The 19,411-nt window shown below is 71.4% G+C and carries 15 protein-coding genes, 5 pseudogenes and 1 other annotated feature; of the genes and pseudogenes, 5 read left to right on the top strand and 15 right to left on the bottom strand.

Annotated features, from left to right (window positions below):
• Positions 1-1,189, top strand: a 1,189-nt coding sequence (locus AC2W7A_RS02240) for a glycerophosphodiester phosphodiesterase family protein (protein ID WP_485989908.1), incomplete at its 5' end; no start/stop codon positions are given.
• Between the two features lie 104 nt (positions 1,190-1,293).
• Here the strand turns inward: AC2W7A_RS02240 and AC2W7A_RS02235 are convergent.
• The 3 genes and pseudogenes from AC2W7A_RS02235 to AC2W7A_RS02225 form a co-directional block, all read right to left on the bottom strand.
• Positions 1,294-3,005: pseudogene (locus AC2W7A_RS02235) on the bottom strand (protein adenylyltransferase SelO).
• 33 nt (positions 3,006-3,038) lie between these two features.
• The gene (locus AC2W7A_RS02230; protein ID WP_485989907.1) at positions 3,039-3,935 is read right to left on the bottom strand and encodes an HpcH/HpaI aldolase family protein; all 897 of its coding nucleotides are present in this window, start codon (positions 3,933-3,935) and stop codon (positions 3,039-3,041) included.
• Between the two features lie 14 nt (positions 3,936-3,949).
• Positions 3,950-4,735, bottom strand: coding sequence for an FAA hydrolase family protein (locus AC2W7A_RS02225; RefSeq protein WP_485989906.1), 786 nt, complete (start codon positions 4,733-4,735; stop codon positions 3,950-3,952).
• Positions 4,736-4,981: 246 nt separating this feature from the next.
• Here AC2W7A_RS02225 and AC2W7A_RS02220 point away from each other — a divergent pair, with 246 nt between their 5' ends.
• Positions 4,982-5,842: a CoA transferase gene (locus tag AC2W7A_RS02220; protein ID WP_485989905.1), complete on the top strand. Its 861-nt coding sequence runs from the start codon at positions 4,982-4,984 to the stop codon at positions 5,840-5,842.
• A gap of 89 nt (positions 5,843-5,931) precedes the next feature.
• On the opposite strand, the pseudogene AC2W7A_RS02215 reads toward AC2W7A_RS02220, so the two are convergent.
• Positions 5,932-6,168: pseudogene (locus AC2W7A_RS02215) on the bottom strand (3,4-dihydroxyphenylacetate 2,3-dioxygenase); the annotation flags it as partial.
• Positions 6,169-6,210: 42 nt separating this feature from the next.
• Here AC2W7A_RS02215 and AC2W7A_RS02210 point away from each other — a divergent pair.
• Both AC2W7A_RS02210 and AC2W7A_RS02205 read left to right on the top strand, forming a co-directional pair.
• Positions 6,211-6,381, top strand: coding sequence for a hypothetical protein (locus tag AC2W7A_RS02210; RefSeq protein ID WP_485989904.1), 171 nt, complete (start codon positions 6,211-6,213; stop codon positions 6,379-6,381).
• Positions 6,382-6,412: 31 nt separating this feature from the next.
• Positions 6,413-6,958 carry a hypothetical protein gene (locus AC2W7A_RS02205; RefSeq protein ID WP_485989903.1) on the top strand — a complete coding sequence of 182 codons (546 nt, stop codon included), beginning with the start codon at positions 6,413-6,415 and terminating at the stop codon, positions 6,956-6,958.
• Between the two features lie 137 nt (positions 6,959-7,095).
• Here AC2W7A_RS02205 and AC2W7A_RS02200 read toward each other — a convergent pair.
• The 10 genes and pseudogenes from AC2W7A_RS02200 to AC2W7A_RS02155 all read right to left on the bottom strand — a co-directional run.
• Positions 7,096-7,377 (bottom strand): annotated as a pseudogene (locus AC2W7A_RS02200) (transposase); the annotation flags it as partial.
• Between the two features lie 22 nt (positions 7,378-7,399).
• Positions 7,400-7,531, bottom strand: a sequence feature (AL1L pseudoknot).
• Entirely contained in the window at positions 7,495-7,815 is a 321-nt protein-coding gene (locus AC2W7A_RS02195; RefSeq protein WP_485989902.1) for a transposase, read from the bottom strand. (Overlaps the previous feature by 37 nt.)
• Before the next feature lie 392 nt (positions 7,816-8,207).
• Positions 8,208-9,369 (bottom strand): annotated as a pseudogene (gene hpaD / locus AC2W7A_RS02190) (3,4-dihydroxyphenylacetate 2,3-dioxygenase).
• Between the two features lie 308 nt (positions 9,370-9,677).
• Positions 9,678-10,445 carry a hypothetical protein gene (locus AC2W7A_RS02185; protein ID WP_485989901.1) on the bottom strand — a complete coding sequence of 256 codons (768 nt, stop codon included), beginning with the start codon at positions 10,443-10,445 and terminating at the stop codon, positions 9,678-9,680.
• Between the two features lie 68 nt (positions 10,446-10,513).
• The gene (locus tag AC2W7A_RS02180) at positions 10,514-10,825 is read right to left on the bottom strand and encodes a hypothetical protein (RefSeq protein ID WP_485989900.1); all 312 of its coding nucleotides are present in this window, start codon (positions 10,823-10,825) and stop codon (positions 10,514-10,516) included.
• Between the two features lie 218 nt (positions 10,826-11,043).
• Complete coding sequence (gene hpaE, locus AC2W7A_RS02175) at positions 11,044-12,567, bottom strand: 5-carboxymethyl-2-hydroxymuconate semialdehyde dehydrogenase (protein ID WP_485989899.1); 1,524 nt, start codon at positions 12,565-12,567, stop codon at positions 11,044-11,046.
• Between the two features lie 115 nt (positions 12,568-12,682).
• Positions 12,683-13,422 (bottom strand): annotated as a pseudogene (locus tag AC2W7A_RS02170) (GntR family transcriptional regulator).
• Entirely contained in the window at positions 13,419-15,098 is a 1,680-nt protein-coding gene (locus tag AC2W7A_RS02165; RefSeq protein WP_485989898.1) for a fumarylacetoacetate hydrolase family protein, read from the bottom strand. Before AC2W7A_RS02165 ends, AC2W7A_RS02170 begins: the two are co-directional and overlap by 4 nt.
• 136 nt (positions 15,099-15,234) lie before the next feature.
• Complete coding sequence (locus tag AC2W7A_RS02160) at positions 15,235-16,449, bottom strand: aminotransferase-like domain-containing protein (protein WP_485989897.1); 1,215 nt, start codon at positions 16,447-16,449, stop codon at positions 15,235-15,237.
• A 325-nt stretch (positions 16,450-16,774) separates the two neighbouring features.
• Positions 16,775-17,641, bottom strand: a complete 867-nt coding sequence (locus AC2W7A_RS02155; protein WP_485989896.1) for a GerMN domain-containing protein — start codon at positions 17,639-17,641, stop codon at positions 16,775-16,777.
• Between the two features lie 165 nt (positions 17,642-17,806).
• Here AC2W7A_RS02155 and AC2W7A_RS02150 point away from each other — a divergent pair, with 165 nt between their 5' ends.
• Positions 17,807-18,652 carry an HpcH/HpaI aldolase/citrate lyase family protein gene (locus AC2W7A_RS02150; RefSeq protein ID WP_485989895.1) on the top strand — a complete coding sequence of 282 codons (846 nt, stop codon included), beginning with the start codon at positions 17,807-17,809 and terminating at the stop codon, positions 18,650-18,652.
• Between the two features lie 103 nt (positions 18,653-18,755).
• Here the strand turns inward: AC2W7A_RS02150 and AC2W7A_RS02145 are convergent.
• On the bottom strand, positions 18,756-19,411 hold a 656-nt coding region (locus AC2W7A_RS02145), incomplete at its 5' end, for an alanine dehydrogenase (RefSeq protein WP_485989894.1).

Genomic DNA, 19,411 nt, shown 5'->3' with positions numbered 1-19,411 from the left:
CGGGAGCACGCTCCCCGCGGCGTCCGAGCGTCACGGCGCCGGCACCGTCTCGGCACCCACGGCGCAGGCCGTCGAGTCCTCCGCCCCCGAGGTGATCGGCCACCGCGGTGCCGCGGGCGTCGCCCCGGAGAACACCGTGGCGGCCTTCCGCGAGGCGGTCCGCTCAGGTGCGTCCTTCTTCGAGATCGACGTGCAGCTCTCGGCCGACGGCGTCCCCTTCCTCTTCCACGACTCCACGCCTGCCCGCACCACGAACGTCGCCGAGGTGTTCCCCGGCCGCGAGGACGACCCGATCACCAGCTTCACCTGGGCCGAGCTCCAGCAGCTCGAGGTCGGCTCCGCCTATGCCGAGCGCTACGCCGGCGAGCGGATCCCGCACCTGCACGACGCCGCCCGGGTGGCCACCCCGCGCACCGGAGTGTTCATCGAGATCAAGAGCCCGCAGAACTCGCCCGGCATCGAGGCCGTCGTGGCCGAGGCCCTCGCCTCCGTGCCCGAGTGGCAGCGCCTCGTGGACCGGGACAAGGTGGAGGTCATCGGCTTCGACGCCGAGTCCAACCGTCGCTTCGCCGCCCTGGCACCGGAGGTCCCGCTGCAGCAGCTCGCCGGCACCGTGCCGGACGCGGCCGCCCTGGAGGCGGTGGCCGAGTACGCGGACGGCTTCAGCACCAACTACCGCAACCTGGACGCGGACGGGGTGCGGCGCATCCATGACGCCGGCCTGGAGGCGGCCGTCTACACCGTGAACTCCGTGGAGGCCTACAAGCAGGTCGCGGCGCTCGGGGTGGATCGGGTGACCGGCGACTTCCCCCGCGAGCTCGTCCGTCATGCCAAGGGGGTCAAGCCGTTCCCGCAGGCGCAGGGCGTGCGGATCCTGGACTCCGTCAACGACGTCCCCGGTGCGGACCTGCAGCCGGAGACCGGTGAGCACGTGGTGCTGGTCAACGACGGCCCGGCACCGGTGGACGTCTCCGGCTACGTCCTGCGGGACGCCGCCTACAACGTCCTGACCGTCGGCGAGGGCTACATCCTCGAGCCGGGCCAGACCCTGCGGGTCTACACCGGTCCGGGCACGGACACCGAGGACGCCTACTACAACCAGGGCACCTCGAACGTGCTGAACAACGGCGGCGACTCCGTCGGCCTGTTCACCCCCACGGGTCGTCTGCTGGACACCTTCGCCAACTGACCCGCCCCACCACGAAGGGCCCGCCTGCTCCACTGGGAGCGGACGGGGCCCTTCGGTGTGTGGCGCAGCGGCGTCGAATCGGACGGCCGCCTCCGCCTGCCGGCTCACGTCCCGCAGTAGGTCACATAGCGTCCCGACGACGGCGCGGCCGGTTCCGCGTACCTCTCCCGTCCGTCTCGGGGCGAGTAGGGGTCCTGCACCTGGGCCAGCAGGTCCTCGAACGGCTGCAGGTCCCCGGCCTCGGCAGCGGCCAGCGCCTCCTCCACGAGGTGGTTGCGGGCGATCACCACGGGGTTGGTGCGGCGCAGCAGGGCGGGGGCGGGGGAGTAGGCCAACCAGTCGGCGCCCCAGTCCCGCAGCGGCTCGGGGAGGAGCGAGGCGTCCTGCGCCTCGGCCACGTCCGCCAGCGACGCCCAGAAGGACGTCCAGTCCACCCGGTGCTCGGCCAGCAGGGCGAACAGCGGGTCGGTGAGGGTGTTGACGGTGCCGCGCCCGCCCGGGGACAGGCCCAGCTTGGCGGCGAGTCCCTCATGCCAGGCGCGGGTGTGGTGCGCGCGGAACTCGTCCAGCACGCGCTCGGCAGAGGCCACGGCGCGCTGCGGGTCCTCGTCGATCAGGGGGAGCAGGGCCTCGGCGAGGCGGGCGAGGTTCCAGCGGGCGATCGCCGGCTGGTTGCCGTAGGCGTAGCGGCCCTGGTGGTCGATCGAGGAGAAGACGGTGTCCGGGTCGAAGGCCTCCATGAAGGCGCACGGGCCGAAGTCGATCGCCTCGCCGGAGAGGGTCATGTTGTCCGTGTTCATCACCCCGTGCACGAACCCCAGCAGCATCCACTGCGCCACCAGCTCCGCCTGGACGCGGGCGACGGCGCGGAGCAGGTCCAGGGCGGGGACGTCCGTGCGCTCGGCGTCCGGGTGGTGGCGGTCCAGGGCGTGCTGGACCAGGCGGGGAAGCAGGGTCTCCGGGTGGAGGTCGTCGTCGCGGTCCGGGGAGCCGGCGGCCTCGTGCTGGGCGGCCAGGGCCGCGGCGTACTGGACGGTGCCCACGCGCAGGTGGGAGGCGGCGGTGCGGGCCAGCACGGCGCGGGGTGCAGCTCCTCGCGGGTGACCCGGCGGCCGGTGGTCACGACGGCCAGGGCCCGGGTGGTCGGGACGCCGAGGGCATGCAGGGAGGCCGAGACGAGGACCTCGCGGAGCATCGGGCCGAGCGCGGCCAGGCCGTCCGAGCCCGGGCGGGAGAACGGGGTGCGGCCCGAGCCCTTGAGGTGCAGGTCGACGAGGGACGGCAGGGCCGGGGTGTGCGGGGAGGTGGGGCCGGGCTGTGCATCGGAGGACTCGACGGTTTCCCGAACGACAGCGCCTGAGGACTCGACGGTTTCCCGAACGACAGCGCCTGAGGACTCGACGGTTTCCCGAACGAAAGCGTCCGGTGGGGCGGGGATCTCGCCGAGGAGCAGGGCGCGGCCGTCGCCGAGCACGGGGGAGTAGTGGCCGAACTGGTGTCCGGCGTAGGCCTGGGCGACGGGGTGTGCGGCGGAGGAGTCCACACGGTCGTCTCCACCGCCGTCCCCGCCCGCGCCGCGCCTCGGGCGCTCGCCGGTCAGCAGCCGCACACCCTCCTCGGAGCGCAGCCACGCGGGATCCAGGCCGAGCTCGGCGGCGAGCTCCTCGTCCACGAACACGGCCTCGGCGCCCGGGGCGGGCTGGCCCTGCCACGGCACGGAGAGCTCGGGGAAGGTGTCCGCGAACACCGAGGTGAGGTGGACGGAGGAGGCGGGGGAGCCGTCGTCGGGAAGGGCGGGATGGGAGGAGGAGTCCATCCGCCCAGCCTACGGACGGCCCCGGGGACGGCGTCAGTAGCTGGCGCGCTCCCCGCCGGCCTCGCCCTCGGCGGCCGGGCACCAGGCGTCCGCCAGGGCCTCGGCGCCGCGGGCGAGGATCGCCACGTCCGCGCCCACGTTGACGAAGTCCGCACCGGCGGCCGCATAGTCCTCGGCCTGGGCCTGCACGAACGCGTTGACGCCCACGATCTTGCCGGCAGCCTTCACGGCCTCGATGGTCTGCTTCACCGCGGCCACCACGTCCGGGTGGGACTGCTGGCCGAGCAGGCCCATGGACGCGGAGAGGTCCGAGGGACCGACGAACACGCCGTCCACGCCCGGGGTGGAGGCGATCGCGTGCGCGTTGGCCACCCCGTCCGCCGTCTCCACCTGCACGAACAGGCTGACGTGGCGGTCGCCGTCGCGCAGATACCCGCCGATCCGGTTCCACCGGCCCGAGCGGGCCAGAGCCGAGCCGACGCCGCGGTCACCGCGGAGGATGCCGCCGAAGTCCCCGTCGCCCTCGTCCTGCGGGGTGCCGTCCTCACCGCGCGGGCGCGGGTAGCGCAGGGCGTCCACCGCATGGGCGGCCTGCTCCGGCGTGCTGACCAGGGGCACCAGCAGGGTCTGTGCCCCCAGGTCCAGGAACTGCTTGATCACCACCGTGTCCAGGGCCGGCACGCGCACCATGGTGGGCACCCGGTAGCCGGCGATCGTCCGCAGCTGCGTCAGCACGTCCTGCAGGGTCAGCGGGGCGTGCTCGGCGTCGATCAGCAGGTAGTCCATGCCGGCGCCGGCACAGATCTCCGCAGTGGTGGCATCCCCGGAGCACAGGAACATGCCGGCGGCGGGGCGACCGCCGCGGGCGGACACGGCCTCCTCCGTGAAGAGGTCGCGGACGAGGGGCTGGGCGTTGTCGATCACGGGCATGGTGGTCTGTCCTCTCACTCGAAGCGGCAGGTGACGGTGCCGAGCGGGCCGTAGTCCGCGTACACGGTGTCGCCCTCGTAGACCCACATGGGGCGGGTGAAGGAGCCGGCCAGGATGATCTCGCCGGCCTCGAGGGCGTCGTCGTGCCCGGCGATGCGGTTGGCCAGCCAGTGCACGCCGTTGGCGGGGTGGTTCAGCACGCCCGCCGCCACGCCGGTCTCGATGATCTCCTGGTTGCGGGAGAGGATGCCGGAGACCCAGCGCAGGTCCACCTCATCCGTCTTCACCGGGCGGCCGCCGATGACCATGGAGCCCAGGGCCGCGTTGTCCGAGATGGTGTCCGTGATGGTGCGGCCGGCCATCTCGATGCGCGAGTCCAGCACCTCCAGCGCCGGCACTACGTACTCGGTGGCGCGCAGCACGTCGATCAGGTTCAGGCCCGGGCCGCGCAGCTCGTCCTTGAGCACGAACGCCAGCTCCATCTCGATGCGCGGGTGGGTGTACCTCTTCCACTCGTACACGTGGCCGGACTCGAAGACCTGGTCGTCGAAGATCACGCCGTAGTCCGGCTCGTCGATGCCGGTGGCGTCCTGCATGGCCTTGGAGGTCAGGCCGATCTTGTGGCCCACCTTCCGCCGGCCGGCCTCCACCTGGCGCTCGGCCCAGATGCGCTGAACGGCGTAGGAGTCCTCGATCTGCATCTCCGGGTAACGGGCGGTGAGCAGGGGGACCGGCGTGCGGTCGATGCCGGCCCGGTGCAGCTCGTCGGCGATCTTCACGTGCGTCTCGTGGTTCAGCATGGCGCTCCTTGCGGCGGCTCGGGGAAGGGGCTCTGGGTGAATCGTATACGTTGCATGGTGTCATGTTCGTGGCGCAGGTCACATGCGCTGGCATGCTTCAGGCAGAGGACCACGACGACGGCCGCCTCGCCGGGTCCTGCCGGCCCGCCGTGGCGGGCGCGTCGTCCCACGGTGGGGCGGGTCCGCACCCGACCGGGGCCGGCCGTCGTCGTCAGACCGTCGCCCGAGAGCTGAGGAGGCCCAGCCGTGACCGCTGCCGAGACACCCCTGCGCCCGCTCGAGGGCGTGACCGTCCTGTCCCTGGCCCCGAACCTGCCCGGACCGTGGGCGGCCTGGCGGCTGCAGCAGTGGGGCGCCCATGTGATCAAGGTCGAAGGGCCGGGCGGGGACATGATGTCCCGGATGTCCACGCTGATCTACGAGCGGTTCTCCGAGGGGATGGCGATCGTGGAGGTGAATCTCAAGAACAGGGCAGGGCGCGCGCAGCTGGCGAAGCTCGCCGACCAGGCCGAGATCCTCGTGACGTCCATGCGGCCCTCGGCGGCCGAGCGGCTGGGCCTGCCCGAGCTGGCGGACCGCATGTCCCTGGCCTGGGTGGAGGTCGTCGGGTCGGAGGAGGACCCCGAGGACCCCGGACACGACCTGACCTACCAGGCCGCCAACGGGACGATCGGCGGTGCCGATGGAGAAGATGTGGATGTGCCGCGGCTGCCGGCCGTGCTGCTGGCCGACGTCATGGGCGGCGAGCGGGCCGCGGGTCAGGCGCTGGCCGCCCTGCTGCAGCGCCGGGCGAACGTGGCCGCAGGCCGGGACGGCGCCGTGCGGGTGAAGGTGTCCCTCGAGCAGGCCGTGCGCGACGCCGCCGTGACCACCGACCTGACGCACAGCCGGGCGATCCTCGGCGGGGCGCTGCCGGAGTACGGGATCTATGCGTGCGCGGACGGCTTCGTGGCCCTGGCCGCGCTGGAGCCGCACTTCAAGGAGCGGATGGTGGAGCTGCTCGGCAAGAGCGAGGGCGAGCTGACGGCGGCGTTCGCGGAGCAGCCCGCTGCGCACTGGGTGGCCTTCGCGAAGGAGCACGACCTGCCGATCGTCCCCGTGAGGTGAGCTGAGCAGACGGCGACGGCGACCGCCCGAGGTGGGCGGCCGCCGTCGTGGTCCTCTGCCGAGGTGCGGACCTCAGGAAGGGGACAGGCTCAGAGCTGGTTGCCGAGCTTGTACTCGCCCTTCTTCCAGTCCGGCATCTCCTTCTCGTCGTCCTCACGGGTGTAGGAGAAGCCGTCGGCACCGATGGTCACGGCCATCTCGGAGTCGTCGGTGCGGGCCACGACCTCCTTGACGTTGCCGTCCAGGTCCAGCACGAGCGAGGCGTCCGTGTACCAGGACGGGACGACCGGGGTGCCCCACCAGTCGCGGCGCTGGTTGTCATGCACAACGGAACGACTAAGAAGACACAGACTTTCTTCAATGCGAACATGTCACTCAACGACGTCCGGTCCCTCGTCCATGCGGCGATGAAGCAGAAGGCGTCGACTCTCCGGTCGCAGGGGACCAACGCCACATTCACGGTCAGCGGGAGAGTCGACGGCGTGAACTACACGATGCGGATTTCCAAGGGCCGCGTCGTCCAGTTCTATCCTCGATGACATGGGTGAGCGACACGATGCAGGGGCTGACATGACCGAGACCCTTGAGCCGTTCCAGTGCGACACGGCACTGCTCAGGCCGAATGCCGTGGAGGACCTGGACGCCTTCCTGGCCGAGCCGGAGGAGCATCTGCTCAGTATTCACGATGACCCGGAGGGGGCCGCACGTCTGTGGGCCGAACGGCTGAAGCGGAACCCCTATGGCGGTGAGGGGGTGGTCACCGTGGAGTACTACGGCCACGAGCTCATGGGGCCGACCCTTCTCGACCACGTGACGGTGACCTGGGAGCTGCTCGTCGACGCCGTCGAGGAGTTCGTCACCGGCGCCAGCGTGAGGGAGCCGGCTGACCGGCTCCCGGAGGAGCCTGCCCTGCGGCGCGTCGCCGCGGGCGCCCTGTTCAGTGTGGACGATCAGACGACGCTCGTGGACCCGGCCGTCGTCGTCCCCGGTCTGCTGGACGGCGCGGCGGCCTTCACCGCCTGGGTCAGGGACCACCTCGGCACAGGCGACGCCCCGGACCTGGACCGCCTCGACCGCCTGCGGGCGGCATGGGAGCAGACGCGTACCTCCCGCTGATGCGAGCTCACGCCATCTCCGAGACCCTTGCCGTAGGGGCGAGAGGGGGCGGACTCCCCACGGGGGGACTCCGCGTCCCCTCTCGCCCCCCGGTCAGACGAATGGGGGCGGGACACGCCGCTTCGATTCGGGCGGGGTCAGGTGGTCAGTGCACCACTGTCCTGGGTGTTGTCGATGAGTTCGGCCAGTCTCTCAGCCGGGGTGCACCCGTCCAGCACAACCCTGGCCGGCGTGTTCGACAGGTCCTGAGTGGCACGGATGTCTTCATCAGAGATGGTGTTGAAGTCCGTGCCCTTGGGGCACTCCCACCGCAACTGCCCGTTGAAGTTCTCGTTCGTGGGCCGCTGCCAGGGCGAGTGCGGGTCCGCGATGAACACCGGGCACCCGGTGGCCGCCGTGAATCTCGCATGCTGGGCGATCCATTCTCGCATAGTAGGCGCTCAGGGCGATCTGGATACCGGATTGAGTGAGTTCGGTGCAGATCGGCTCGACCCCGTGTTCATCTCGGCGTGCGTCGATGAACGCGTCCACGTCGGTTATCGGCGGTCGAGCTCCGCCTGTGCGAAATATGCACTCGCTTGACGCAGGATGGTATTGGCGCGACGCAGTTCACGGTTCTCTTTCTCGAGTTCCGTGATCCGGGCGGCGTCACTGCTTGTGGTGCCAGGGATTTCCCTGTTGTCGATCCGCTCGCGTGTGACCCAGTTGCGCAGCGAGTCGCCGTTGATGCCGAGTTGCTCGCCAACGTGCCGGCAGGCGCGGGAGACGGGCAGGGCGGGCTCATCAGCGAGGCGGTCTCGGACCAGGCGGATCGCTCGCTCACGGAGCTCGTCGGGGTACTTTCGTGGTGCAGGCATGTCTCTATCCTCCAGGGATGTTCATGCTCTCCACGCATCCCGGGGCGATCCAGGGCGCGGGGCGCGGGGCGTGGTGATCACGGCACCGTCACCATGGTGGAGCTGGCCGGGTCCCCTGTCCGGATCCAAACGAAGTCCTGCCTGCTGGCACCGGCATTTCACCGCGGTCTGAGACACGCTCAACTGAGCGACGACGTCTTCTGTCCTGCCGCCGTTGAGCATCAGTTCCAGAGCACGCAGGCGGAAGGTCTTGGACACGGCATGGGAGCACTTCGGGGACATGGTGAGTGCACCAGGCCTTCCTGGATCAGCCAGAACGACCTGGTGCACTCACCACTAGATTCCGCCAGGTGAAAGTCCGTGCGAAGTGGCCCCGAATTGCGGCGGGGGTGTCAGAGCTGGTTGCCGAGCTTGTACTCGCCCTTCTTCCAGTCCGGCATCTCCTTCTCGTCGTCCTCACGGGTGTAGGAGAAGCCGTCGGCACCGATGGTCACGGCCATCTCGGAGTCGTCGGTGCGGGCCACGACCTCCTTGACGTTGCCGTCCAGGTCCAGCACGAGCGAGGCGTCCGTGTACCAGGACGGGACGACCGGGGTGCCCCACCAGTCGCGGCGCTGGTTGTCATGCACGTCCCAGGTGACCACCGGGTTGTCCGGGTCGCCGGTGTAGTAGTCCTGGGTGTAGATCTCCACGCGGTGGCCGTCCGGGTCCCGCAGGTAGAGGTAGAACGCGTTGGACACGCCGTGGCGCCGGGCCGCGCTCGATCGCGTCGGACATGCGCAGCGAGCCGAGCTTGTCGCAGATGGCGAGGATGTTGTGCTTCTCGTGCGTGGCGAAGGCGACGTGGTGCATGCGCGGGCCGTCGCCGCCGGTCATGGCGGTGTCGTGCACGGTGGGCTTGCGTCGCATCCACGCGGCGTAGACGGTGCCGTTCTCGTCCTGGATGTCCTCGGTCACGCGGAAGCCCAGGTCCTGCATGTAGCGGGCGGCGCGCGGCACGTCCGGGGTCACCTGGTTGAAGTGGTCCAGGCGCACCAGGGCGCCCGGCGTGTAGAGGTCGTAGCGCCAGGCCAGGCGCTCCACGTGCTCCACCTCGTGGAAGAACTCGTACGGGAAGCCCAGCGGGTCCTCGACGCGCACGGAGTCGCCGATGCCCTTCACGAAGCCGTCCTTCCTGCGCTCGACGCGGCAGCCGAGCTCCTCGTAGAAGGCGACGGCCTTGTCCAGGTCCTCCGGGGTGCGCACGCGGTAGGAGAACGCGGCCACGGCGGCGGTCTCGCCCTTGCGGAGCACCAGGTTGTGGTGGATGAACTCCTCCATGGAGCGCAGGTAGACGGTGTTCTCGTCCTCCTCGGTCACCACCAGGTCCAGCACGTCCACGTAGAACCTGCGGGAGGCGGCCAGGTCGGTCACCACGAGCTCCATGGAGGCGCAGCGCAGCACGTCCGGAGCGGGGGACTTCGGGGTGGGGATCGGGTTGTCGGTCTTCACCGGGCCCTCCTGGCCCACGTAGAAGCCGGACGAGGTCTTGGTGCGGCCCTCGTAGTTGCTCATCGTCACTCCTGACTCTGGGGTGGTGCGTGCCGACGGCGATGCCGGCGCGGTGGGTGCGTGCGCCCGGCCCGCGGGACTGTGCAGCGCCGGCGGGGACGGTGGTCCTCGGCGGCGAGCAGGGGCTGTGGGCTGGGGCACGTTCCCTCTGACTCAGATCGTATATGATCCTACGATCCGGGGGAAGAGTCGACCGCGAAGGGGTCGTTGTGAGGGCGAACCTTCCCGGAATTCGTGCCGATATTCCGGGAAGGTTCGCCCTCACTTGCGTCCTGCGCGCGCGGCGCGGGTGGAGCGGGCGGAGCCGGCGCTCAGTCTCGCGGCGGCTGCACGGCCCCCGTGAACATCCCGGGCTTCGCCGGCGGCGGTCCCAGCGGCTCGCGCGCGGTGGAGGCCCGGAACCAGAGCATCGAGAGGGCCAGGGCCGTCAGGCCGGTGAGGCCGAAGGTGGCGCTGATCAGCAGCGCGGTGTCCCGGGCGGCGTCCCCGTCGACGATGAGGAAGAAGCCACCGATCAACCCGCCCAGGAGGGTCACCAGGAACAGCGGCAGACCCACCACCAGGCCGACGAGCAGCCTGCCGGGCTGGGCTGTCCGGCGCAGCATGAACAGGGCAGCGGCCGTGGGCCAGCCGAGCATGCCGAGGGCGTGGAGCATGAAGAGGCCCCACGCCGTCGGGTCCACGTCCATCAGCGCCATCACGGACCCGGGCTCATGCTGGTCCGCCCCGATCAGCGAGAGCGGCCGGACCAGCAGGGCCAGCGAGACGATCCCCACCGCCTGCGTCAGCAGGAGCAGGGGGATGAACCGGGGGCTCTGCGGGATGTAGTCGTCAGGGGCGCCGGTGGCCCGGTGGTAGAGCGGGAAGAACCCCTGCATCATCGCCCAGGCATAGAGCACGTAGCCCGGCTCCACGGTGCTTCCGTTGTTGGTCCGGAAGAGCCCGGAGGCGGACAGCAGGATCGCGACCGCCAGGAGCGCGTAGTTCACCAGCCACAGCGCCGTGGTCTTCACCGCGGCCCGGGGCCAGGAGAACTCGCCGGGCGGCGTGAACTCCGGGGTGCGCGTCGATACGGCCATGGGCCCCTCTCCTCTGGTCGCCTGCCCTCCATCCTGCGCAGGGCGGCGGGGACGGGCAAGCCCTGGGCTCACACGGAGCCGGGCGCCCACCAGGCGTCGCGGACCACGGGTAAGCCCGCAGCGTGGAGGTCAGCCACCAATGCGTCGTACTCCCGGGTCAGGGACTCGCGCAGGTCGGCCGGCCAGGTCTCCGGCGGACGTCCCTCTCCGTAGGCCGGGTGGTCGAAGGCGTCACCCATGCGGTCGTCCCAGGCCTCGATCCGTGCCCGGAGGGCGCGAGGGACCGCGGCGGCGACTCTGCGCGCAGGGGTGGGGCCGTCGTTGGAGGTGTCCTGCACGTCGAGGAAGTGTTCGCCGCCGTGGAGGTAGGTGAAGAGCACCGGCCGGGCTCGTGGTGGTCCATGCGGATCATCGTGCCATCCCGGGGGGAGGAGACGACGACGGCACCCGCCTCGGGGAGGTGGGTGCCGTCGTCGGGATGGCCGGGTCCCGCTGTCCCGCGCCGAACCAGAGGGTTCGGTGCCTTCAGGCGCGCCTGAAGCAGCCGAAGTCTCCGGCTCGGCGCAGGGGTGGGAAGGTCACGCCGCCCGGGCCGGGGTCACTTGCCCTGCTTGCCGAACACCGGGTTGTGGACCTCGCCGAGGTTGATGTGCACGGCCTGCTGATCGGTGTAGAAGTCGATCGAGCGGTAGCCGCCCTCGTGGCCCAGGCCGGAGGCCTTCACGCCGCCGAAGGGGGTGCGCAGGTCGCGCACGTTGTTCGAGTTCAGCCACACCATGCCGGCCTCCACGTTCTGCGCGAAGTTGTGGGCGCGCTTGAGGTCGTTGGTCCAGATGTAGGCGGCCAGGCCGTACTTGGTGTTGTTGGCCAGCTCGAGGGCCTCCTCCTCCGTGTCGAAGGGGGTGATCGCCACGACCGGGCCGAAGATCTCCTCCTGGAAGATCCGGGCGTCCGGCTTCACGTCCGCGAACACGGTCGGCTGCACGAAGTTGCCCTCCGGGAAGCCCTCGGGGCGGCCACCGCCGGCCACCAGGCGGGCCTCGCCCTTGCCGATCTCCACGTAGGACATGACCTTCTCGAAGTGCTCCGGGTGCACGATCGCGCCGACCTCGGTGGTCTCGTCGTTCGGCAGGCCGACCTTCACGTTCTTCGCCTGGGCGGCGTAGCGCTCCACGAACTCGTCGTAGATCGAGCGCTGGACCAGGATGCGGGAGCCGGCGGTGCAGCGCTCGCCGTTCAGGGAGAACACGCCGAAGATCGTGGCGTCGATGGCGGTCTCCAGGTCCGCGTCCTCGAAGACCACGGCCGGGGACTTGCCGCCGAGCTCCATGGACAGGCCCTTCAGGTGCGGGGCCGCATTGCCGAAGATGATCTGGCCGGTGCGGGACTCGCCGGTGAAGGAGATCAGCGGCACGTCCGGGTGCTTGACCAGCGGGTCGCCGGCGAAACCCTCCTCGCCGAAGCCGTTGACCATGTTGAACACGCCCTTCGGCAGGCCGGCCTCCTCGAAGATGCCCGCCCACAGGGACGCGGACAGCGGGGTGAACTCGGCGGGCTTGAGCACCACGGAGTTGCCGGTGGCGATGGCCGGGGCCAGCTTCCAGGACTCCAGCATGAACGGGGTGTTCCACGGGGTGATCAGGCCGGCCACGCCGATCGGCTTGCGGTTCACGTAGTTGGCCTGGCGGCCAGGGACCTTGAAGGCGTCGTCGTGCTGGGCGACGATCAGGTCCGCGAAGAAGCGGAAGTTCTCCGCGGCGCGGGCGGCCTGGCCCTTGGCCTGCTTGATCGGCAGGCCGGTGTCGAAGCACTCCATGGCGGCCAGCTGGTCGCCGCGGGTCTCCATGATGTCCGCGATCCTGTGCAGCACCCGCGAGCGCTGGCGCGGCAGGGCCTGGGACCACTCGCCGGACTCGAACGCGGCCTTCGCGGCGGCCACGGCGCGGTCGATGTCCGCGGACTTGCCGGAGGCGGCCTTCATGTAGGGCTCGTTGGTCACCGGGTCGAGCACGTCGAAGGTGTCGCCGTCGATCGAGTCGACGAACTCGCCGTCGATGTAGTGGCGCAGGACGTCCGGCAGGCCCTCGGGCTTGCGTGCCTCGATGCTGGTCTTCTCGGTCATGGTGTCTCCTTCGCTCCAGTGCTTCGGATGGGTCGGATGGTTCATGTGGTCGGTCGGTCTGTGATGTCCCGGCCCCGGTGCCGGCGTGCTCGGGCCGGGCTCTCCGGCGGTGTGCTCACGCGGACTGCTCCGCGCTGTGCTCCAGGTAGGCGTGCAGGGTGTTCAGGCGATGGGCGCGGGCCGCGGCCTCGATCTGATCGAAGGGCGCCCCCTCCTCGATGAGCCGCAGCAGGTGCTCGTGCTCCTCCACGGAGGCGTCCGCGCGACCGGGCACGTACGCGAAGGTGGAGGAGCGCAGCGCGGCCAGGCGGTTCCAGCCGCGGTGCACCAGGTCGTGGACGTGCTCGTTCTGGTGGTGCTCGAACAGGATCGAGTGGAAGTGCCGGTTGAGCTCGGTGAACGCCACCGGGTCCCAGGCCTGCTCCGACTCGGTGAGCGCGCGCATGGCGTCGTTGACCTCGCGGGCGGCCTCGAGGTCCTCGGCCGTCACGTGCGGGGCGCACTGGGCGGTGGAGTAGCCCTCCACCAGCGCCAGCGTCTCCATCGTGTGGCGGTACTCGACCGGGTCGATGCCCACCACGTGGCGCCCACGTTCCGCTCGTACGCCACCAGGTTCTCCGACTGCAGGCGGCGGATCGCCTCCCGCACGGGCACCACGGACATGCCGAGCTCCGCGGCGATCTGGGACAGCACCAGCCGGTCGCCCGGCTCGTGGCGCTGGTCCCGGATCCCCTCGAGGATGGCCTGGTAGGCGCGGTCGGCCTTGGAGGCGGGGATCCCGACGACGGACTGTCCCGTCTGCGTGGATCCTCGCCTCGGCGTGGCCGCGGCTCGCCCCGTGTCCGTGCGGCTCATGCGCGCCCGTCGCCCTCCGGGGCCGGGGCGTCCGGCAGGGTCCTGCGGTACTCGGCGAACTTCGCCTTCCACTCGGCGTTCGGCGGGAAGAGGCCGTCCACCGGGTGGCCGTCCTTGACCTGCTCGAACACCCAGGCGTCCTGCAGCTCCTGCTCGTAGGCGTCGTCCACGACCTCCTGGAGCAGGGACGGCGGGATGACCACCACACCGTCGTCGTCGCCGACGATGATGTCCCCGTACTGGACGGTGGTGCCGCCGCAGGCGATGGTGCCGCCGACCTCCCACGGGATGTGGCGGCGACCCAGCACCGCCGGGTGCGCGGCGTTCGCGTACACCTGGAGGCCGACCTCGCGGACGGCGTCCGAGTCCCGCACGCCGCCGTCGGTGATCACGGCGTTCGCGCCGTTCACCTGGGCGCGCAGGGCGAGGACGTCGCCGAGGGTGCCGGTGCCGTGCTCGCCGCGGGCCTCCATGACCACCACGTCGTCCGGCCGCACCGAGTCCATCGCCCGCTTCTGGGCGTTGAAGCCGCCCCCGAACTCCTTGAACAGGTCCTCGCGCTTCGGGACGTAGCGCAGGGTCTTGGCGTAGCCGAGCACGCGCCGTCCTCGGTGGAACGGGCGGGGGCCGTCGATGGTGGCGTTCTGGATGCCGCGCTTCTGCAGCTGGGCGGTGAGGGTGGCCACGGCGGTGGCCTCGATCTTGGCGCGCAGCTCAGGGGTCAGCAGGGTCCGGTCCGGCTGCGGGGCCGAGGGGACCCAGTGGCCGTTCTCGTCCACCGCCGAGGAGGCGGCCGGCGAGGCGGAGCCGGCGGCAGCGCCGTCGTCGGGCCTCTCGGCGCCGGCGGGGGAGAGCCCTGCCACCTCGGTGTCGGCCGGCAGGAGGCCTGCGGCCTCGCGTGAACCCCAGGCCTCCTCGCGCTGCGTGTCGTCCACCTGCGGGCCGTGGCCGAACGGCGCCATCGGGCGGTCGGACTCCACCACCTTGGTGACCAGGCGGCCCGTGGACGGGGCACCCGGGGCGGTCGGGGCGTCCACCTCGACCTCCACGACGTCGCCGGGCTGGGCCACGGACGAGCCGGCCGGGGTGCCGGTGAGGATGACGTCGCCCTCCTCGAGGGTCATCAGCTGGGACAGGTCCGCCACGAGCTGACCGAACGGGAACACGAGGCCGTCGGTGGTGTCGTCCTGGACGATCTCCCCGTTGACCCAGGTGCGCACGCGCAGGGCCTTCGGGTCCAGGCCGGCGGCGGAGATCACGGCCGGGCCGAGCGGCGTGTAGCCGTCACCGGACTTGTTCTTCACGTTGGAGCCCTTGTCCGCGTGGCGGAGGTCGTAGAGGCCCCAGTCGTTGGCGGCGGTGATGCCGGCGACGTGGCTCCAGCCGTCCTCCGGGGAGACGCGGCGGGCGGGGGTGCCGATGATCAGCGCGATCTCGCCCTCGTAGGCGAGCAGCTCCGTGTCCGCGGGGCGCTCGACGGTGTCGCCCGAGCGGGCGATCGAGGTGCCGGCCTTGATGAAGTAGCCGGGGAACTTCGGGGAGCGTCCGCGCTGGGCGATGCGGGAGGGGTAGTTCAGGTGCAGCGCGAGGACCTTCCCCGGGCGGTTCTCGCGGCGGGTGAAGTCGTGCTCCGTGACGGTGGGCGTGACGGGGTTCTGGCCTGTGCTCTGCGTCATGGTCCGGATCATATACGATCGCCCGAGGCCGGGGAAGGGGCGTCCGCCACCACGGACGAGGGGCCGCCCGCACCCGTGGCGACGGGAGTGCGGACGGCCCCTCGGGTCCGTGTGCCGGGGCGTGGGTCCGGGCGGCTCAGCGCGTGCGGGCCACGGCCTCGTTGACCACCGGGGCCAGCCGCCTCACGCCCTCCACGAGCTTGTCCGCCTCCACGAAGGAGAAGGCCAGCCGCAGCGTGGAGTGGGTGCCCTCCACCGGGGTGAAGGCGGCGCCCGGCACGAAGACCGCGCCGGCCTCGATGCCCCGGGTCATCAGCTCCAGGGTGTCGGCGCCCTCGGGCAGCGCGCCCCAGAGGAAGAAGCCGCCGCGCGGGCGGATGAACTCCACCGCGGGGTCCCAGTGCTCCTTGACCGCGTCCCACAGGGCCTCGGCGCGCTCCTTGTAGAGGCCGGAGACCTCACGGACGTGGCCCTGCCAGTCGAAGTGGTCGACGAACGCGGTGGACAGCATCTGACCGTGCGTGGAGGCGTGGATGAAGGCGGACTCCGCGGACAGGTAGAACTCGCGCTTGAGGGCCTCGGGCACGAGGGCCCAGCCGATGCGCACGCCGGGGGAGAAGATCTTGGACATGGTGCCCAGGTAGACCACCTGGTCCCGGTGCTTCGCGGCGATCGGGGCGGTCGGCTCGCCGTCGAACGCGATCTGGCCGTAGGGGTTGTCCTCCACGATCAGCACGTCGTGCTTGGCGCAGATGCGGGCGATCTCGTCGCGGCGGTCCTGAGGCAGCAGGGCGCCGGAGGGGTTGGCGAAGGACGGGATGGTGTAGAGGAAGGCCACGCGGCGGCCCTCGGCCTTCATCAGCTCGAGGGTGGCGTCCAGCTCGGCCGGGATGAGGCCGTGCTCGTCCGTGCCGGCGGCCACGGCGTCCAGCTCCCACGTGTTGAAGCTGGTCAGGGCGCCCACGAAGGTGGGGTCCTCCACCACCACGACGTCGCCCGGGTTGCCGAAGGCGCGGCAGGCGGTGTCGATGGCGGCCTGGGAGCCGGGGGTGACGACGACGAGCTCCGGGTCGGCGTCCGGGATGCCGTCGCCGGCCATCACGGTGCACGCGGCCCGGCGCATCGGCTCCAGGCCCTGGCCGGGGCCGTACTGGAGCGACTCGGTGCCGTGCCGGGAGATCAGCTCGCCGGCCGTCTTGCCGAGCTCGTCCAGGGGCAGGCCCGAAAGCCACGGATTGCCGCCGGCGAGGGAGACGAGGTTGGGGTCCATGGCGATGTCGAACACATCGCGGACCGCGGACTGCTTCACGCCGAGGGCGCGCTGGGAGAGAAAGTCACGACTCTGGGACACGGGAGTAGAGGCTAACAGCCCCGCTCAGGCGAGGACCGGTTTCCGGCAGGTGGAATCAATATGCCGGAGTGCGGCAGGCGAAAGGGGTCGGCTGAGGACCTGCGCGCGCCCGGGGGAGGGGCGGGCACGATCGGCGCCTGGACGGGGCTCGCCACCGGAGCGGCGTCCTGGGACCAGCCCGCCGTCGTCGGCCACGCGGTCCTCTGGGACCCTCTCTTCGTCCTGTGGGGGCTCATGCGCGGCGCGGGCCTGTGGACCTCTCGTCACGTCTCGGCGACCCCGCGGGCGAAGGGGCCGTGACGCGGTCCGCCGGCGCCGCCCGGGGTCAGGGGGCGTCCGGCGGCAGCACGGGCTGGGTCTCCACGCCGTACGAGGGCACGGAGCCGGGCACGCTCGGCACGCCGCCCGGGGTGCTGGGCGTCCCCTCACCCGGGGTACTGGGCGTCCCCTCGCCAGGGGTGCTGGGCGTCCCCTCACCCGGGGCTTCAGGTGCGCCGGGATCCCCGACGACGTCGTCCTCACCGGGGGTGGCGCTCTCCTGCGCGTCCTCCTCGGCCGGGGGCGCGGTGTACTCGTCGCCGGGCTCGTACTCGGGCAGCCGGAGCACGTCGGCGATGTCCTCGCCGTCCACGGTCACGCGGACCTGCTCCGCGTCCGTGTGGGACGCGGCGGTGGCCTCGAGCTGCGCCCGGACCCGTTCGGCCTCGCACACGTCCTCCACGGTCACGGTGCCGGCGAACTCGAAGACCTCGGTGTCCCCGTCCCGGTGGTGGCCGGTGTACGTCAGGGTCTTCGTGGAGGCCGCCAGGGCGTTCGTCAGGGCCGGGTCGCCGTGGGAGCCGCTGACGTCCTTCAGGAGGAAGTCCATGGCCATGTCCGCGGGGTCCTCCGCCTTTGTGGGCACCGTCTCCACGGGCACCAGCAGGTCCTGGTCCTGGCAGCCCACCCGGACGCCCGAGGTGCCCGGCGGGGCGGACCACACGGGGGAGACGAGGTAGACCGTCAGCGGTGCGTAGCCCTCCCGGTCCACCTGGGGGACGCCGGTCCCCGCCGCCTCGGGGGAGGAGCCGTTCTCCTCCGGCGAGGGCTCCCGGCCGTCCGGCGTGCAGCCGGCCACGGCGGCCGCGCCGACGGAGAGGGCGCCGGCCCAGGCGAGCACGCGGGCGGCGGGGCGACGTCCGGTGCGGTGCATGGCGCTGAACTCCTGGGAGGGGGTGGAGGGACAAGAACAGACGGGACCGATGCCGGCTGTGGCGAGGGGCCGTCGTCGTGGGCCCATGGTACCGCCGTCCGCGGGGTGACCACGGGCCCCGGAACCCTTCCGCCTGCGCGAGCGGCCGGCACTAGGCTGGCGGGCATGCCCCTGCGCAATCGACGTGCCGCCGCCCTGCCCGCCAAGCTCAGCCGCTCCTGGCTCCTGGTCAACGCCGCCAAGCCGGAGGACTACGCCCCGGGTCTGGCCTCCGAGGCCGACTCCGTGATCTTCGACCTCGAGGCCGCCGTGCCGGAGGAGAAGAAGGACGAGGCCCGCGCGAACGTGGTGGACGCCCTGTCCAACGGCATGACCGCCTGGGTGCGCATCTCCGCCACCAGCACGGACCACTGGGCCGCGGACCTGGAGGCCCTCAAGGACGTGGAGGGCGTGCGCGGCGTGATGCTCGCCGAGACCGAGGAGCCGGAGCAGGTGACCTTCACCGCCATGCGGCTGCGGGCGGGCACCCCGGTGATCGCGCTGCTGGAGTCCGCGCTGGGCGTGGAGAACGCCACCGCCGTGGCGAAGGCGCCGGGCACGTTCCGCCTGGCGTTCGGCACCAACGACTTCCGCAAGGACGTGGGCGTGGGCGACGACCCGATCGCCATGGCCTACGCCCGTTCCCGGCTGGTGATCGCCTCGCGCGTGGGCCGGCTGCCGGGCGCGATCGACGGCCCGCCGCAGAACACGGACGGCGAGGACGCCGTGCACGAGTCCTCCCGCATGACCAACACCATGGGCATGACCGGCCGGCTGGTGCTCTCCCGGGACCAGGTGGACTGGGTGAACAGGGCGCTGTCCCCGTCCGAGGACGAGGTGCAGTGGGCCCACGACCTGCTGGACAAGCACGCCGCCGGCGCCTCCGTGGGCGACGGCTCCTACCTGCCCCGCCTGCTGCGCGCCCAGAAGATCGCGGACCTGGCCGACTCCTACGGCCTCTGGAACGCCTGACCCCGTCACGCTTTCGTTCGGGAGAACGTCGGGTCCCCGCCCACAGCACGACGACGGCCGCCCACCTCACGAGGTGCGGCGTCGTCGTCCGGTCGGCTCCGGGTCAGTCGACCACGTTCAGGACGTCCCGCACCGGGCGGAGGGTGTCCTCCGACAGGCCGAGGGGCTCGGCCAGGGCGTCGTAGACGGACTGGTGCTGCAGGGTGCCGTCCACCGTGGACAGGCCGGCGGCGAAGCCGGGGTCGGAGGCCAGGGCGTTCTGCCAGCCCTTCGCGGCGAGGCGCTTGACGTACGGCAGGGTCGCGTTCGTCAGGGCGGCGGTGGAGGTCTGGGGGACCGCGCCGGGCATGTTGGCCACGCAGTACATGACCTGCTCACCGAGGCGGAAGGTCGGGTCGGTGTGCGTGGTGGGCCTCGATCCTGCGAAGCAGCCGCCCTGGTCGATCGCGATGTCCACGAGCACGGAGCCCGGGCGCATGGAGGCGATCATCTCCTCGGTGACGAGCTTCGGGGCCGCGGCGCCCGGGATGAGCACGGAGCCGATCACCAGGTCCGCGTCGGCCACCTGCTCGGTGAGGGTGTGGTGGTTCGAGGCGAGGGTGCGGAAGCGGCCCTGGTGGACCAGCTCGAGCTGGGCCAGACGCTCCAGGTTCACGTCCAGGACGGTGACGTCCGCGCCCATGCCGGCGGCCACCACGGCGGAGGCCTCGCCGGCCACGCCGCCGCCGACCACCACAACCTTCGCGCGGCGGGTGCCGG

It is taken from the genome of Micrococcus sp. LASM2_SD2, from assembly GCF_057364565.1.
Note: the sequence above shows the minus strand (reverse complement) of the source record. Positions and strands in the feature narration are given on the sequence as shown.

Bases quoted from the DNA above. Each gene is read 5' to 3' on its own strand.
- AC2W7A_RS02155 (WP_485989896.1), bottom strand. From the start codon at position 17,641: ATGCACCGCACCGGACGTCGCCCCGCCGCCCGCGTGCTCGCCTGGGCC.
- hpaE (WP_485989899.1), bottom strand. From the start codon at position 12,567: ATGACCGAGAAGACCAGCATCGAGGCACGCAAGCCCGAGGGCCTGCCG.
- AC2W7A_RS02205 (WP_485989903.1), top strand. From the start codon at position 6,413: ATGACCGAGACCCTTGAGCCGTTCCAGTGCGACACGGCACTGCTCAGG.
- AC2W7A_RS02195 (WP_485989902.1), bottom strand. From the start codon at position 7,815: ATGCCTGCACCACGAAAGTACCCCGACGAGCTCCGTGAGCGAGCGATC.
- AC2W7A_RS02225 (WP_485989906.1), bottom strand. From the start codon at position 4,735: ATGCTGAACCACGAGACGCACGTGAAGATCGCCGACGAGCTGCACCGG.
- AC2W7A_RS02150 (WP_485989895.1), top strand. From the start codon at position 17,807: ATGCCCCTGCGCAATCGACGTGCCGCCGCCCTGCCCGCCAAGCTCAGC.
- AC2W7A_RS02185 (WP_485989901.1), bottom strand. From the start codon at position 10,445: ATGGCCGTATCGACGCGCACCCCGGAGTTCACGCCGCCCGGCGAGTTC.
- AC2W7A_RS02230 (WP_485989907.1), bottom strand. From the start codon at position 3,935: ATGCCCGTGATCGACAACGCCCAGCCCCTCGTCCGCGACCTCTTCACG.
- AC2W7A_RS02165 (WP_485989898.1), bottom strand. From the start codon at position 15,098: ATGACGCAGAGCACAGGCCAGAACCCCGTCACGCCCACCGTCACGGAG.
- AC2W7A_RS02210 (WP_485989904.1), top strand. From the start codon at position 6,211: ATGTCACTCAACGACGTCCGGTCCCTCGTCCATGCGGCGATGAAGCAG.